Raw genomic sequence first — 13007 nt, 5'->3', positions numbered from 1 at the left:
TTAAGGAATAATGTCTGGGTTCTGGATGATGATTTCATGCCATAGTGGAAGTAACGGTGAGTTGATTTGTACACAGTACATATAAAAAACACCCGTAATGATTACTGCGCCTAATAAGCCTAAAATTTTAAGTATGGTTTTTAACTTGCTGACATAGCTTAAGTACCACATCAGTGCAAGGAATGCTCCAATAATCATGCCGCCAATATGCGCGGCATTATTAATACCCGTTGCGACAAAACCAAAAATAAGGTTGATGACCATAACCATTAATAAAGCTTTTTTATCGAGTATGTAGGCTTGGTGTGGAAGCGGGGGAAATAGAGAAAGTACTGTTAACGCAGCACCTAATCCCATCACGGCACCCGAAGCACCTGCACTGACATGAGGAAGTAAGCTTTGATCGAAATGTTGCAGTAATTCATGCCCATTTTGAATAGTCATATAGCTACTGAGAAGGCTACCAAATAAGCCAGCAAGTAAATACAGGCTTATAAAATAGAAGCGACCAAATAGTGACTCAGCAACATTACCGAAAATATAGAGGGCCCACATGTTAAGCATGAGGTGAACAAGACCAAAATGAAAAAACATGCTGGTAAATAAGCGTTCGGGCTGCCCAGAAAAAGTAAGTGGTGTAAAATCTGCACCCCAATGAATAGCATCTTTCATGGCTGGGTCGCTAATATCGACACCAGTCGCAATTTGCCAGACAAACAAACCTACATTAATCAAGATCAATAAGGCGGTCAGCCACCAAGTTTGTACATTGAGTTTACGATTAATGTGCGGAGGCTGATATTGAGTCATGCTATGCTTTTGTTATATATGAACATGCTTAACAGCTTAACATGAAAAAAGTTGAATACAGGAGATCAGGACGAACATGAAAGCTTTTATTGTTCGCGTGTTGTTAATTTTTATAGGGGCAATTCTCCTTATTCAGCTTTGGATTTTCTCAAGTTTAGTTTGGTGGCGTACACATGAAGTCGATACCACCATGTTTATGCGAATTGATTATTGGTCAGATACCTCAGAGCCGATCATTCATGAATGGCTTGACTATGATGATATTAGCGACAATTTCAAACATGCGATTTTAGCTGGGGAAGATGCAAAATTTATTCATCACCATGGTTTTGACTGGGATGGCATTCGTTTTGCTCTAGAGCGGAATAATGAAGAAGGAGAGGTTGTTGCTGGTGGTTCTACTGTGTCTCAACAACTGGCAAAGAACTTGTTTTTATACAATAAGCGTTCGTTTATTCGTAAAGGCCAAGAAACTATCGCAACTTGGATGATGGAGCGGATGTGGTCAAAACGCCGAATTCTTGAGGTATATATGAACTCTGTTGAATTTGGCAAAAATCGATATGGTGTAGAAGCAGCCGCGCAATATTATTATGGTAAAAGTGCGAGAAGCTTAACGCGCGAACAAGCTGTTTTTTTGGCCGCATTATTGCCTGATCCGAAATATTATCAAGATCACCGCAACGATCGTAAACTACAATATAGAAAACGCGTTATTCTACGTTATATGAATAGCACCCAGATTCCTGAATAATGATGTTTTAAAGATGTGTAAATTTTTTAGTTTTTACCAAATTGTCATATTTTTGCAGCATACTGTTTTATAGAGATTTTGGCTGGATAGAGAATTGAGTTAGACATGAATACAGCGATTACACCAACGACCCCAACAGAATATAGTTATAATGACCGTTATATAAATCGTGAACTGTCTATTCTTGACTTCCATTTGCGTGTATTGGAGCAAGCGGTAGACCCTTTACATCCATTACTTGAGCGAATGAATTTCTTGCTCATTTTTTCACGTAATCTAGACGAGTTTTTCGAAATTCGTGTTGCGGGGGTGATGGAGCAATTTTCTCTGGGCAATGAGAGTCGTAGCCCTGATGGTTTGACGCCAAGACAAGTCTTACAAAAAATCTCTGAAACTGCTCACGCTGCGATTGAACGTCAATATCGTATTTTAAATGAAGAAATCTTACCTAAGTTACGTGAAGAAGATATTTGCTTCCTCCGTCGTGGTGAACTAACGCCAGCACAGTCAGCTTGGATTAAGAAGTATTTTCAAGAACAAGTTGCACCTGTATTAACCCCAATTAGCTTAGATCCAGCGCATCCGTTCCCACGTCTCGTAAACAAGAGCTTAAACTTTATTATTACCTTAGAAGGTAAAGATGCTTTTGGCCGTCAAATTGATTTAGCTGTGGTTCCAGCCCCACGTTCATTACCTCGCGTTGTCCGCCTGCCAGATGAGTTAACAGGTGGTAAAGAACATCACGTCATGCTATCTGCAATTATCCATGAGCATGTGTCCGATTTGTTCCCTGGCATGACAGCAACTGGATGTTATCAATTCCGTGTTACACGTAATGCAGACTTGGCATTAAATGAAGATGTTGAAGATTTAGCAAAAGCTTTAAAAGGTGAATTAAGTTCTCGACGTTTTGGTCGTGCTGTTCGCTTAGAAGTAACTCATAACTGTCCGCAGCATATTTACGAGTACTTATTAGAAGAATTTGATTTAACTGATGAGCAATTATATAAAGTTGATGGTCCTGTAAACTTGGCTCGTCTGGTTTCAAATTTTAAACGCCCTCATTTGCGTTATGACTCACATACGCCGGTTGTACCTAAAGTGTTTAAAAAGACCGAGAGCATTTTCTCTGCAATGCAGAAGCAAGACATTTTGCTTCATCATCCTTTTGAATCTTTCGCACCCGTGATTCAGCTACTTCGTGAAGCTGCTCGCGATCCACAAGTATTGGCAATCAAGCAGACGCTTTACCGTAGTGGTGCTGACTCTGAAATTGTACAGATTTTGGCGGAAGCAGCGCGTAATGGAAAAGAAGTGACCGCAGTTATTGAATTGCGTGCCCGCTTTGATGAAGAATCAAATATTGAAGTAGCTAACGTTTTACAAGAAGCGGGGGCTGTCGTTGTTTACGGTATTGTTGGTTATAAAACTCACGCCAAAATGATTATGGTGGTGCGCCGTGAAAACAACAAACTTGTGCGTTACGTTCATTTAGGCACTGGTAACTACCATGCAATGAATGCTCGAATTTATACCGATTATGGTCTCATGACGACTGATAAAGATCTGTGTGAAGACGTGCACCGTATCTTCCAAGAGTTGACTGGTATGGGCAAAATGGCGAAATTGAAAAAGCTATTACATGCACCATTTACCTTACATGCTCAGCTCATCAACTTTATTGATGATGAAATTGCCAATGCTAAGGCGGGGCGTAAAGCTCAAATTATTGTGAAAGTGAATGCCTTAACAGAAGTTCAATTAATCAATAAATTATATGAAGCATCTCAAGCGGGTGTTCAGATTGATCTGATTATTCGTTCTATTTGCTGTTTACGTCCAGGTTTGCCTAACTTATCAGAAAATATTCGTGTACGTTCAATTGTAGGACGTTTCCTTGAACATACCCGTGTTTATTACTTCAGCAATAATGGCGATGCGCGTATTTACTGCTCAAGCGCAGACTGGATGGATCGTAATTTATTTAACCGTGTTGAAGCATGTTTCCCTGTGGAAGATCCTGCATTGAAAAAACGTATTTATCAACAAGGCCTAGTGAACTATTTGCAAGATAACCAGCAAGCTTGGTTGTTACAGTCAGATGGTACTTGGGTACGTGCTGAGCCAGCAGAGGGTGAAAAATTGCATAATGCTCAAAGAGCACTATTAGAAATGATTAAATAATAAGTTTTAAATTTAATTAAAAAAGCCGACAAAATGTCGGCTTTTTTAATTCACTGAAATTCAAAATAATTTAATTAGTTTTTCTAAATGGTTGTTGGGTAAACGATAATAATTTGAAGCACGGCAAGATGTTTTTAAAATATGTGATTCTTTCCATAAAACATTGAATTTTATAAATATACAAATCATGTGAAATCTACTTTAATACGCCGCATTAAATATACTTAACTTCGGTAAATGAATAAGATGCAATGCTTTATTAGAAATTTACTTATTAGAATACTTTTGGGGATAATGCCAGTGACCGTTTACGCAGATCAGAAGTGTTATGGGGATATCATCGTATTTCAAAGATTTGATGATCAAGCGATATATCCTTATTTTGTGCCAGTTTCCAATGATAAAACTAAAAAGAGTGAGGTAAAGAATAAAGCAATAATTATTCAAAAAAGAAAACAAAAGCAAGATGAGTTTTTAGCGCAAAAGAAAAATGAGGAAGTTCACACAAAAAAAGTAGAAGAAAAGAAAAATTCTGAAAATAAAAAACAACTTGATGCTGCGATCGCTAAAGAAATTTTAGAAAATGGTGAAAAAAAATGGATGGTACAAGTTGCGCTAGCTTCTAATCAAAATAAAGCAAATAGGATTCAGTCACAGCTTGAAGCAAAGGGCTATAAGGTCGTAACCAGCTCAACCACTAAAGGGGTACGAGTTATGATAGATCCAGCCAACGACTATGCTATAGCACAGATTATTAGAGAAAAAATTATTTCTGATAATAGTTTGAATATGCAATCTGCTTGGGTGTTTAAGTGGGCATCCCTTACACCTCAATAAAATAAAAAGGAGTCCGAAGACTCCTTTTTTTATTCATGTAGGTTTGTCGTGATTTTCTGCATAATTTGCAGTAACACGTCGAATTCACTTTGTAGCGGCGTACTTTTACGAGTGACTAGCGCTAAAGTGCGACTCGGGGCATCTTCAATTGGTTTTGCAGTAATTTGATCATTAAACTTGATCATACTGTTATCAATTGCAATTTCTGGTAAAAGCGTAAAACCTAAATCAGAAGAAACCATTTCAACTAAAGTTGGTAAAGAGCTTGCTTTTAAACGGTTGTCGTTTTTACGTTCACCGATAGGGCATGCACTTAAAACGTGGTCACGTAAACAGTGGCCTTCTTCAAGCAAAATTAATCTCGATAAATCAAGATCATCTAGTGAGTTTGCTTGCAAAGCATTTGTATCTTGCTTACTACATACAAGGTACAAATTTTCTTTCGAGATTTCAGCGACTTTTAGGCCTCTAGTATCAAACGGTAGAGCAAGAACAATCATGTCTAGATTACCGTGTTCTAAACGCTCTACAATTTTTTCACTTTGAGCTTCATGCAGATGCAACTGAATTTTAGGTAACTGCTGATGCACTTCATCAAGTAACCGTGTCAGAATAAAAGGTGCAATGGTTGGGATAACTCCCAAATGCAAATCACCTGTTAACGGTTCACTCATTTCACGGCTCAATCGCATTAAATCTTGAGCATCTGCTAGTAATACACGGGCACGAGCAACAACTTGTTCACCCAATGGTGTTAAACGCACATTCTGACGGTCACGCTCTACCAGAACGCCACCTAATAACCGTTCAAGCTCCATGATGCCGCCTGATAACGTCGATTGCGTGACAAAAGAGCGGCGTGCTGCTTCAGTAAAATGCAAAGTTTCCGACAACGTAACTAAATATGATAGCTGTCTTAGTGAGGGTAATGCAGCCATAGTGTCCTAGTATGATGATTTAAAATGATGCGCAAATAAACCGCTAAGCTGAGGAATAAAATGTGCAGGGATATCATGCCCCATTCCATCAATTAATTCAAACTTAGCACCGGAAATTGCTTTTGCTACAGCCTTACCATGACTAGGTGGAAGTAAGCGATCACGAGAGCCATGTAAGACTAACGCGGGTTGCTTAATTTTACGGTCCAGTTGAAGTAAGGAGCCTGTACATAATATTGCTAAAAACTGTTGAAGTACACCAGCAGGATAATAGCTACGTTGATAAAGTTTGCGTGCAGTTTGCATTGCTTCAATCTGGTTGACGTAACCAGGTGAACCAATCAATTGAAATAGTTTTAAACTGTGATTAACAATACCTTCTTCGTCACGTGACTCAGGTTTGCCAATTAAACTCAAAAGCTGTTTCGGAAAAGGAGGGGGTAAAAAAGGCTGATTATTACTTGTAAACATGAGCCCCAATTTCTCAACCTTTTCAGGATATTTTGCTGCAAGAATTTGAGCAATCATCCCACCCATTGATGCGCCAATGACATGTGTTTTAGCCACGCCTAAACGGTCAATGAGCATTGATACATCATCTGCCATATCGTGCAGGGTATAAGGTGCCCCTTGATTACTTAGACCGAGTGCAAAGCGACCCATCAATTTAACAGTATTTAAACGCTTACCTTCATGACGTACTTTTGAAGAAAGGCCAATATCACGGTTATCAAAACGAATAACACGAAAACCTTGATCAATGAGTGATTTACAGAAGAAATCTGGCCAGAAAAGCATTTGAGCCCCAAGACCCATAATCAGCAAAATGGTTGGATGTTCCGGTTTTCCACCTACTTCTACATGTAGCTCAATACCATTGCCTAAGTTGACTTTGGTTTCTTGCATGAAAGATGTGTACGGCGAAATGTTAAACTGTAAGGCACTATTCATGTTATTCATTCCTTAAAGGAATACTCACAAAAGAGTATTCCTGATTCAAACCTTATGCTTGAGCTGGAATAAGATCTGGAACAAGCTTTGTTAAAGTTAAGCGTTGTTTACCTGCTGTTGCACCTAACAATACGAAACCACGCAATGTTCCTTCATTGTCAATTGCTTTAGCAAGCATACCATCGTCGAACTCTTCTGTTTCCCAGTTCACTTCTACATCTACTGGTGCCGGTAATACTGTAAGTGGAGCTGCAGGAGTTTTTACTGCAACGGGCATAGCAGGGTAGTGTACGGCAGTTTGTTGCCCACTGAGGGTTTTAGCAAGAGCACGAGCTTGCTGCATAATCGGCATTACATATGGAAGTAGCGTGCCATTTACTTCAGCGCAATCGCCAATTGCATAAATGTCGGCTTGATTCGTTTCCAGTAAACTATTGGTAATAATTCCTCGGCTTGTTTGAATATCTGCACTTTTAGCAAGTGAAATATTTGGCTGTAAACCAATGGCTGAAAGAACAATGTCTGCTACCAAAGTTTGGCCATTTGCGAGTGTAATCGCATAATCTTCGCCACCATTAATTTTGCTGACTTTTTCAACGGTTGTGCCTAATGCAAATTTAACACCAGCCTCTTCGAGATTTTGCTGGAATGCAGAAGCAATATGACCTGGCAATAAGCGACCTAATGGTTGAGGTGCCAAATCAATGACAGTAATGTCATATTCACTGTGAAGTAAGTCATTGGCAAATTCACAACCAATTAAACCGGCACCCAAAATAACAACACGTTTGTCTTTGCGTTGAGCTAGGTTTTCACGGAAAGCACGGTAATCAATTAGCGAGTTCACTACATGAATGTCATCACTACCATCGCCTGCAATTGCAAGACGAATTGGGTTAGCACCAACCGCTAAAATCAGTTTTGAATAGGGTTGATTCGAAGTTACCCCATCTTTCTCAAGAACGAGCTCATGACGTTCAGCTAAAATTTCTTTTACAAAAGTGAAAGGCTCAATACGCATATTGAGTTGGGTACCCATTTTAGCAGCATCACCTAAAGCAATCTGTTCAGGTGCTTTTTTACCTGCAAATGCATTTGATAATGTTGGTTTTGCATAATTCACTGCATCATCCGCACAAATCATCACAAGTTCTTGCTCTGGGCTAAGTTTACGAAACTCACGTGCTAAGGTATAACCCGCCATGCCTGATCCGATAATGACGATAGGATGCATTTTTCTCTCCAGAGTTAGAATTGTTTAATTAATACGGTAATGGGTAATATTCGTAAAAAAGACCATGTCAATCATGGCCTTTTGCTTTAAATCATTAGATTTCGATCATTTCGAAGTCAGCTTTTGAAACGCCGCAATCAGGGCAAGTCCAGTCATCAGGGATATCTTCCCATTTTGTTCCAGCTGCAATGCCGTCTTGTGGCCAACCTTCTGCTTCATCGTAAATCCATCCACAAACGATACATTGATATTTTTTCATGAGACTCTCCGCACTGATAAGTTTGCTCAAAGCTGCCTTTCAGTAAAACTATTCCATCTATTAATAATGTAACCACGATCCGGTCAATAATAACCAATGTGCCTTTGATCGGATATCAAATTTTTACGCAGTTCTACATTTAATGTAAAGCAAATAACGGAGTTTAATCATTCGTAAGCAAAGATGAATGGCAGGTTAGGACAAATAAGTGGTTTTTTAGGCAAAACTTGAGCATAAACTAATAATAACTAATACATTCTTAACGTTAATTTTAAACTTAATGTTGTTTGTGAAATTATTGAGAAATAAAAAGTGTCGGCTCATTTAAAAGATTTATATAATAAGAAAGCTAAATAACAACAAATAAAGATTCAACAGATGTCATTATTAAACACGAAAATTAAAAATTCGACAGTATAAGAACGGAATAAATCAGGGAACTTAAGTATGGAAAATTTAGTATACGAAGTAGAAATTGAGGCGCCTATAGAAAAAGTATGGGAATTACTTTGGAATAACGAGACATATAATGCTTGGACAAAATTCTTTGCCCCAGACTCTTCAATGCGTACCGATTGGCAAATCGGTGGTAAAACTTATTTTCTAGATGGTGAAGGCAATGGCATGGTCTCCACCATTGAAGAATTGAAAAAGCCGGAAATATTGATTTTTAAACATTTAGGAATGATTAAGGACGGTAAGGAAGATTTAGAAAGTGAAGAAGTTAAAGGCTGGAGTGGTTCCCAAGAAAAATATTTTTTGAGCCAGCACGATAGTGTAACTACTTTAAAAGTCGAATTAGCCACCTTACCTGAATACATGGGTATGTTGAAAAGTGGCTTCGTTCAAGGATTTGATGTAATCAAGAAATTGGCAGAAGGAAAATAGGCAATCGGCATCAATTTAAGCCAAATATTTTTTATAAATTTTCATAATCAAATCATTGATGCGAGAAGGATAGGCTAATCGATGATGTCCACCTTCAAATGTTTCAACATTCATATAGGGAGCAAGTTTTTCTTGAACCTGATACATATCAAGTTGCTCATCTCCTAATTCTAAATAGGCCATTTTAGGATTAGAGATGGTGAGCTCCTCTTCAGAAAGTTGAGGATAGTCAGGTCGAAAACTAGGTGTAAGACTTGGATTTGCCACAATCACAGCTAATTTATGTTGAGCGGCAGTTTTTAAGGCCCAATATCCTCCAAGGCTGTGACCAACCAGTAAATCTGGTTTGATCGTCTGAATAGCCTGATGATAAAAGTACTCAACAGACGCATAACTTAAGTTACGATAATCAACGTCAATACAAAATTTTTCAGGATGTAAAATGGCGTGGAACTTTGTTGATTCACGAGAAGAATCCAAGCCATGTAAAAATAGAATTTTCATTATTTACGACACAATCTCATTGATAAAATACAAGGCAAATAAGGCCTTTGAATATCGAGGTTATTTGGATTTTTTTATATTTTACTAAAAGCTTTAAAAAATGATCTTAGCGATTGGTCTAAGTCATTTTGCCTTTAAAAAGTACTGCTCGTTTTCATAAATTGTCTTTTTTCATTTTTGTTTGATTGAAATCATTCGAAAAACTCCTGCAATCTGTTAAGCTATGCCACTTCATTTTTACTTAATCGAGGCAGAGATGACGCAACAAAACGCTCAATCGACTTCTGAACCAACTATTTCCGAAAACGATTTAATTGCACAGCGTCATGCCAAATTAAAGCAAATCCAAGATGTTGCGAAGGAAACTGGAAAGAGTCCTTGGCCAAATACTTTTAAGCGTGAACATTACGCAGCTGATCTACAAGAACAATTTAAAGATCAGTCGAAAGAACAAATTGAAAGCGCTGAGCATGTCTATGTAAAAGTAGCTGGCCGTGTCATGTTAAACCGTGGTTCTTTCATGGTGATTCAAGACATGACTGGTCGTATTCAGTTATATGTTGACCGTAAAGGCTTACCAAAAGATATTCTTGAAACTATTAAAGGTTTAGATCTCGGTGACATTATTGCTGCCGAAGGTTATATCGGACGTTCAGGCAAAGGTGACTTATATGTTCATCTTGAAGGTTTTGAACTTCTTACAAAATCTCTTCGTCCGTTACCAGACAAATTTCATGGCTTAAATGACACAGAAGTTAAGTACCGTAAACGTTACCTTGACTTAATCGTGAATGAAGAAACACGTAAAACTTTTGAAATCCGTGCCAAAGTTGTTGCAGGTATTCGAGCATTCTTAAACAATGAACGTTTCATGGAAGTTGAAACGCCAATGATGCATGTGATTCCGGGTGGTGCTTCTGCACGTCCATTCGAAACACATCACAATGCTTTGGATATGCCTTTATTCTTACGTATTGCGCCTGAACTTTATTTGAAGCGTTTAGTTGTGGGTGGTTTTGAGCGTGTGTTCGAAATTAACCGTAACTTCCGTAATGAAGGGGTTTCAACACGTCACAACCCTGAATTCACGATGATCGAGTTTTATCAGGCATATGCTGATTATAAAGACTTAATGGCATTAACTGAAAATATGCTTGAAAAGTTGGCTTTGGATATTTTAGGTACAACTGATGTTCCTTACCAAGGTGAAGTGTTTAGCTTCAAAGGACCATTCAAGAAAATCTCTATGTTCGATGCGATTTTAGAGAATAACCCACAGTTCACACCTGAAAATGTAAGTGATCGCGAGTTTCTTGCAAAATTTATTCGTGAAGAATTGAAAGAAGAGGTTAAGCCTGGTTTTGGTTTAGGTAAGCTTCAAACGATCGTATTTGAAGAAACTGTTGAAACTAAACTTCGTCAGCCAACATTTATTACTGATTACCCAGCGGAAACTTCTCCACTCGCTCGCCGTAATGATGACAATCCACACGTTACAGATCGTTTTGAATTCTTCATCGGTGGTCGTGAATTAGCAAATGGCTTCAGCGAGTTAAATGACCCAATCGATCAAGCTGAGCGTTTCCAAGCGCAAGTTGCTGAAAAAGATGCTGGTGATGATGAAGCAATGCATTACGATGCAGAATTTGTTGAAGCACTTGAATATGGTTTACCTCCAACAGCAGGTGAAGGTATTGGCATTGACCGTTTAGTCATGTTATTTGCTGACGCGCCAAGTATCCGCGATGTAATTTTATTCCCGCATATGCGCCGTAAAGAAGGTTAATCTTCTAAGATGCAAAAAGGCAGTATTTATACTGCCTTTTTTATTACTTTTTATATCTAGAAACTTACCTAATTATACTAATCTTAAGATAGCGTTAAAAAATGTAATTGCACAGTTTAACAATTGCAAAGTTGTGATAAAAAATTTAAGGTGTTGCTCATAAATAACTTTGAGAATTGGCTGGCATGTTTCTAAGAAAAACACTTTCAATTGCAATATTGGCAACTGCTTCATCCGCTATTTTTGCACAAGGTTTAGTGCTAAATAATGAAGACTTACGTACCGACTTAAACTGGTTAAATCAACAAGGTGTTATCAGTATTAGCACTTCAACTTGGCCGTTAAGTGGTGATGAAATTCAAAGAGCACTTTCTCAAGCAAAAGTGACGCATCCAGCTCAACAAAAAGTTATTAATTCAGTACTTAATGCGTTAAAAGCAGATAACAATACAGTTAAAGTGGGTGCTTTTGCTGAATCTGATATTAAAAATATTCCACAAGCATTTGGCGATAACCAAAAATCACAGTACCAAGGTTCATTAGAGTTTAATGCTGGCGGTGAAAACTGGGACGCTAAAATCCGAGTAAATGCAGAAAAAGACCCACAAATTGATAATGGTCAAGATGTCAATGTTGAGGGTTCATATGTCGCTGGTAAACTTTGGAATCAATGGGTAGTTGCAGGTCAAATTCCAACATGGTGGGGACCTGGACATGATGGTAGCTTAATTCGTGGTGATGCAAGTCGACCAGTTTATGGGGTAACTGCACAACGTGCTGTGCAAAATGCTTTTGAGACAAAATGGTTGTCTTGGATTGGACCTTGGCAATATCAAGCTTTTGCTGGTCAATTAGATGATTATAAAATACATAATGCAAAATTAATTGGGATGCGTTTAACTGCACAACCATTTCCTGCTTTAGAACTTGGTGCTTCTAGAGCGATTCAAATTGGTGGAGATGGTCAGCCAAATAGTTTTAAAGCCTATTGGAATGCGATTATCGGTAAAGATAATGGTTGTACTGAAAGTAGTTGTGTAGGCGAAGATAATGCATCTAATCAGTTAGCAGGTTTTGATGCTCGTTTACAATTACAACCGTTGTTTAATATCCCAGTCAGTGTTTACGGGCAATATGTAGGGGAAGATGAGGCGGGTGGTTTACCATCTAAAAAAATGTATTTGGCTGGAGCAGATTATTCTTCAATAGTTAATAATATGCCTTATCAACTCTATGCTGAATGGGCAGATACACGTACAAATGGTGATGCAAGAGGGATTTCATATAATCACCACCAATATACAGATGGCTATTATCAACATGGTTTCTCGTTAGGTCATGCGATGGGTGGTGACGGGCAAATGTATTCGGTGGGTGGCGATATCCGCTTTGATGTCATGAACCGTTTAAGTGGTCGCGCTATGGTGGTTAAAGTTAACCAATCTAACTTGGCAATCAATAAAGCATTCCCTAAAGATGATGAAATTAAAGCACTTGATTTAACGTGGACGCATTTCATCAAACCTGATCTTCCATTAAAAATTAATGGATGGGTAAGTGATTCGGATCTTGAGGGTAATGATGCAGGTGCATCTATTGGTGTTGAAATTCCATTAGAACGTAAAATGTTTGGTTTCTAAGATTAGATCATGTTTTAGAAAAGAGAAGCGATTAATGCTTCTCTTTTTTATGGCTTTTAAAGAAAACTAAAGACTAGAACATGATTTGCTTAAGTTGGTTACACAAGCTAGGATTACAAAGTTATGCAAGTGAATCAGCATATTACATGTATATGATTAAATCGAATATCAATATGAAAAAACAAGCAAAAGGAATCGGTTTTAAATCACTATAATGCATAA

13 protein-coding genes are annotated in these 13007 nt (G+C 38.1%); 6 read left to right on the top strand and 7 right to left on the bottom strand.

Annotated elements, in window-relative coordinates; all coding sequences use genetic code 11:
* Positions 1-810: a rhomboid family intramembrane serine protease gene (locus H7R46_RS13220; protein WP_005070631.1), complete on the bottom strand. Its 810-nt coding sequence runs from the start codon at positions 808-810 to the stop codon at positions 1-3.
* Positions 811-886: 76 nt separating this feature from the next.
* Between H7R46_RS13220 and mtgA the strand changes: the two genes are divergently transcribed.
* Complete coding sequence (mtgA, locus tag H7R46_RS13215) at positions 887-1564, top strand: monofunctional biosynthetic peptidoglycan transglycosylase (RefSeq protein ID WP_005070629.1); 678 nt, start codon at positions 887-889, stop codon at positions 1562-1564.
* A gap of 105 nt (positions 1565-1669) precedes the next feature.
* Positions 1670-3748, top strand: coding sequence for a polyphosphate kinase 1 (gene ppk1, locus H7R46_RS13210; RefSeq protein ID WP_005070619.1), 2079 nt, complete (start codon positions 1670-1672; stop codon positions 3746-3748).
* Between the two features lie 60 nt (positions 3749-3808).
* Here ppk1 and H7R46_RS13205 read toward each other — a convergent pair whose 3' ends face one another.
* Positions 3809-3937, bottom strand: a complete 129-nt coding sequence (locus H7R46_RS13205) for a hypothetical protein (RefSeq protein WP_002117691.1) — start codon at positions 3935-3937, stop codon at positions 3809-3811.
* A gap of 57 nt (positions 3938-3994) precedes the next feature.
* On the opposite strand from H7R46_RS13205, the gene H7R46_RS13200 reads away from it, so the two are divergent.
* Positions 3995-4585 carry an SPOR domain-containing protein gene (locus tag H7R46_RS13200; RefSeq protein WP_025469853.1) on the top strand — a complete coding sequence of 197 codons (591 nt, stop codon included), beginning with the start codon at positions 3995-3997 and terminating at the stop codon, positions 4583-4585.
* Positions 4586-4614: 29 nt separating this feature from the next.
* On the opposite strand, the gene oxyR is transcribed toward H7R46_RS13200, so the two are convergent.
* The 4 genes from oxyR to rubA all read right to left on the bottom strand — a co-directional run bounded on the left by oxyR (position 4615) and on the right by rubA (position 7967).
* Positions 4615-5523: a LysR family transcriptional regulator OxyR gene (gene oxyR / locus H7R46_RS13195; RefSeq protein WP_005070616.1), complete on the bottom strand. Its 909-nt coding sequence runs from the start codon at positions 5521-5523 to the stop codon at positions 4615-4617.
* A gap of 6 nt (positions 5524-5529) precedes the next feature.
* Positions 5530-6474: an esterase EstB gene (gene estB, locus H7R46_RS13190; RefSeq protein ID WP_005070614.1), complete on the bottom strand. Its 945-nt coding sequence runs from the start codon at positions 6472-6474 to the stop codon at positions 5530-5532.
* Positions 6475-6526: 52 nt separating this feature from the next.
* On the bottom strand, positions 6527-7708 hold the full coding sequence (rubB, locus tag H7R46_RS13185) for a rubredoxin reductase RubB (RefSeq protein WP_005070610.1): 1182 nt from the start codon (positions 7706-7708) through the stop codon (positions 6527-6529).
* 94 nt (positions 7709-7802) lie between these two features.
* A complete protein-coding gene (rubA, locus tag H7R46_RS13180; protein ID WP_000760495.1) occupies positions 7803-7967 on the bottom strand; it encodes a rubredoxin RubA in 165 nt (54 codons plus the stop codon).
* A 447-nt stretch (positions 7968-8414) separates the two neighbouring features.
* On the opposite strand from rubA, the gene H7R46_RS13175 reads away from it, so the two are divergent.
* Complete coding sequence (locus H7R46_RS13175; RefSeq protein WP_005070606.1) at positions 8415-8855, top strand: SRPBCC family protein; 441 nt, start codon at positions 8415-8417, stop codon at positions 8853-8855.
* A 15-nt stretch (positions 8856-8870) separates the two neighbouring features.
* On the opposite strand, the gene H7R46_RS13170 is transcribed toward H7R46_RS13175, so the two are convergent.
* Complete coding sequence (locus H7R46_RS13170) at positions 8871-9359, bottom strand: YqiA/YcfP family alpha/beta fold hydrolase (protein ID WP_005070605.1); 489 nt, start codon at positions 9357-9359, stop codon at positions 8871-8873.
* Between the two features lie 256 nt (positions 9360-9615).
* Between H7R46_RS13170 and lysS the strand changes: the two genes are divergently transcribed.
* The gene (gene lysS / locus H7R46_RS13165; RefSeq protein WP_005070604.1) at positions 9616-11145 is read left to right on the top strand and encodes a lysine--tRNA ligase; all 1530 of its coding nucleotides are present in this window, start codon (positions 9616-9618) and stop codon (positions 11143-11145) included.
* Between the two features lie 185 nt (positions 11146-11330).
* The gene (locus H7R46_RS13160; RefSeq protein WP_002117621.1) at positions 11331-12785 is read left to right on the top strand and encodes a capsule assembly Wzi family protein; all 1455 of its coding nucleotides are present in this window, start codon (positions 11331-11333) and stop codon (positions 12783-12785) included.
* Positions 12786-13007: the final 222 nt, after the last annotated feature.

Source organism: Acinetobacter sp. BEC1-S18-ESBL-01, assembly GCF_014169935.1.
GTDB classification, from domain to species: Bacteria; Pseudomonadota; Gammaproteobacteria; order Pseudomonadales; family Moraxellaceae; genus Acinetobacter; species Acinetobacter pittii.
Note: the sequence above shows the minus strand (reverse complement) of the source record. Positions and strands in the feature narration are given on the sequence as shown.

Excerpts from the sequence above, each read along its gene's own strand:
- H7R46_RS13200 (WP_025469853.1), top strand. The coding sequence starts at position 3,995 with ATGCAATGCTTTATTAGAAATTTACTTATTAGAATACTTTTGGGGATA.
- H7R46_RS13170 (WP_005070605.1), bottom strand. The coding sequence starts at position 9,359 with ATGAAAATTCTATTTTTACATGGCTTGGATTCTTCTCGTGAATCAACA.
- mtgA (WP_005070629.1), top strand. The coding sequence starts at position 887 with ATGAAAGCTTTTATTGTTCGCGTGTTGTTAATTTTTATAGGGGCAATT.
- H7R46_RS13175 (WP_005070606.1), top strand. The coding sequence starts at position 8,415 with ATGGAAAATTTAGTATACGAAGTAGAAATTGAGGCGCCTATAGAAAAA.
- rubB (WP_005070610.1), bottom strand. The coding sequence starts at position 7,708 with ATGCATCCTATCGTCATTATCGGATCAGGCATGGCGGGTTATACCTTA.
- oxyR (WP_005070616.1), bottom strand. The coding sequence starts at position 5,523 with ATGGCTGCATTACCCTCACTAAGACAGCTATCATATTTAGTTACGTTG.
- H7R46_RS13205 (WP_002117691.1), bottom strand. The coding sequence starts at position 3,937 with ATGATTTGTATATTTATAAAATTCAATGTTTTATGGAAAGAATCACAT.
- rubA (WP_000760495.1), bottom strand. The coding sequence starts at position 7,967 with ATGAAAAAATATCAATGTATCGTTTGTGGATGGATTTACGATGAAGCA.
- lysS (WP_005070604.1), top strand. The coding sequence starts at position 9,616 with ATGACGCAACAAAACGCTCAATCGACTTCTGAACCAACTATTTCCGAA.
- estB (WP_005070614.1), bottom strand. The coding sequence starts at position 6,474 with ATGAATAGTGCCTTACAGTTTAACATTTCGCCGTACACATCTTTCATG.
- H7R46_RS13220 (WP_005070631.1), bottom strand. The coding sequence starts at position 810 with ATGACTCAATATCAGCCTCCGCACATTAATCGTAAACTCAATGTACAA.
- H7R46_RS13160 (WP_002117621.1), top strand. The coding sequence starts at position 11,331 with ATGTTTCTAAGAAAAACACTTTCAATTGCAATATTGGCAACTGCTTCA.
- ppk1 (WP_005070619.1), top strand. The coding sequence starts at position 1,670 with ATGAATACAGCGATTACACCAACGACCCCAACAGAATATAGTTATAAT.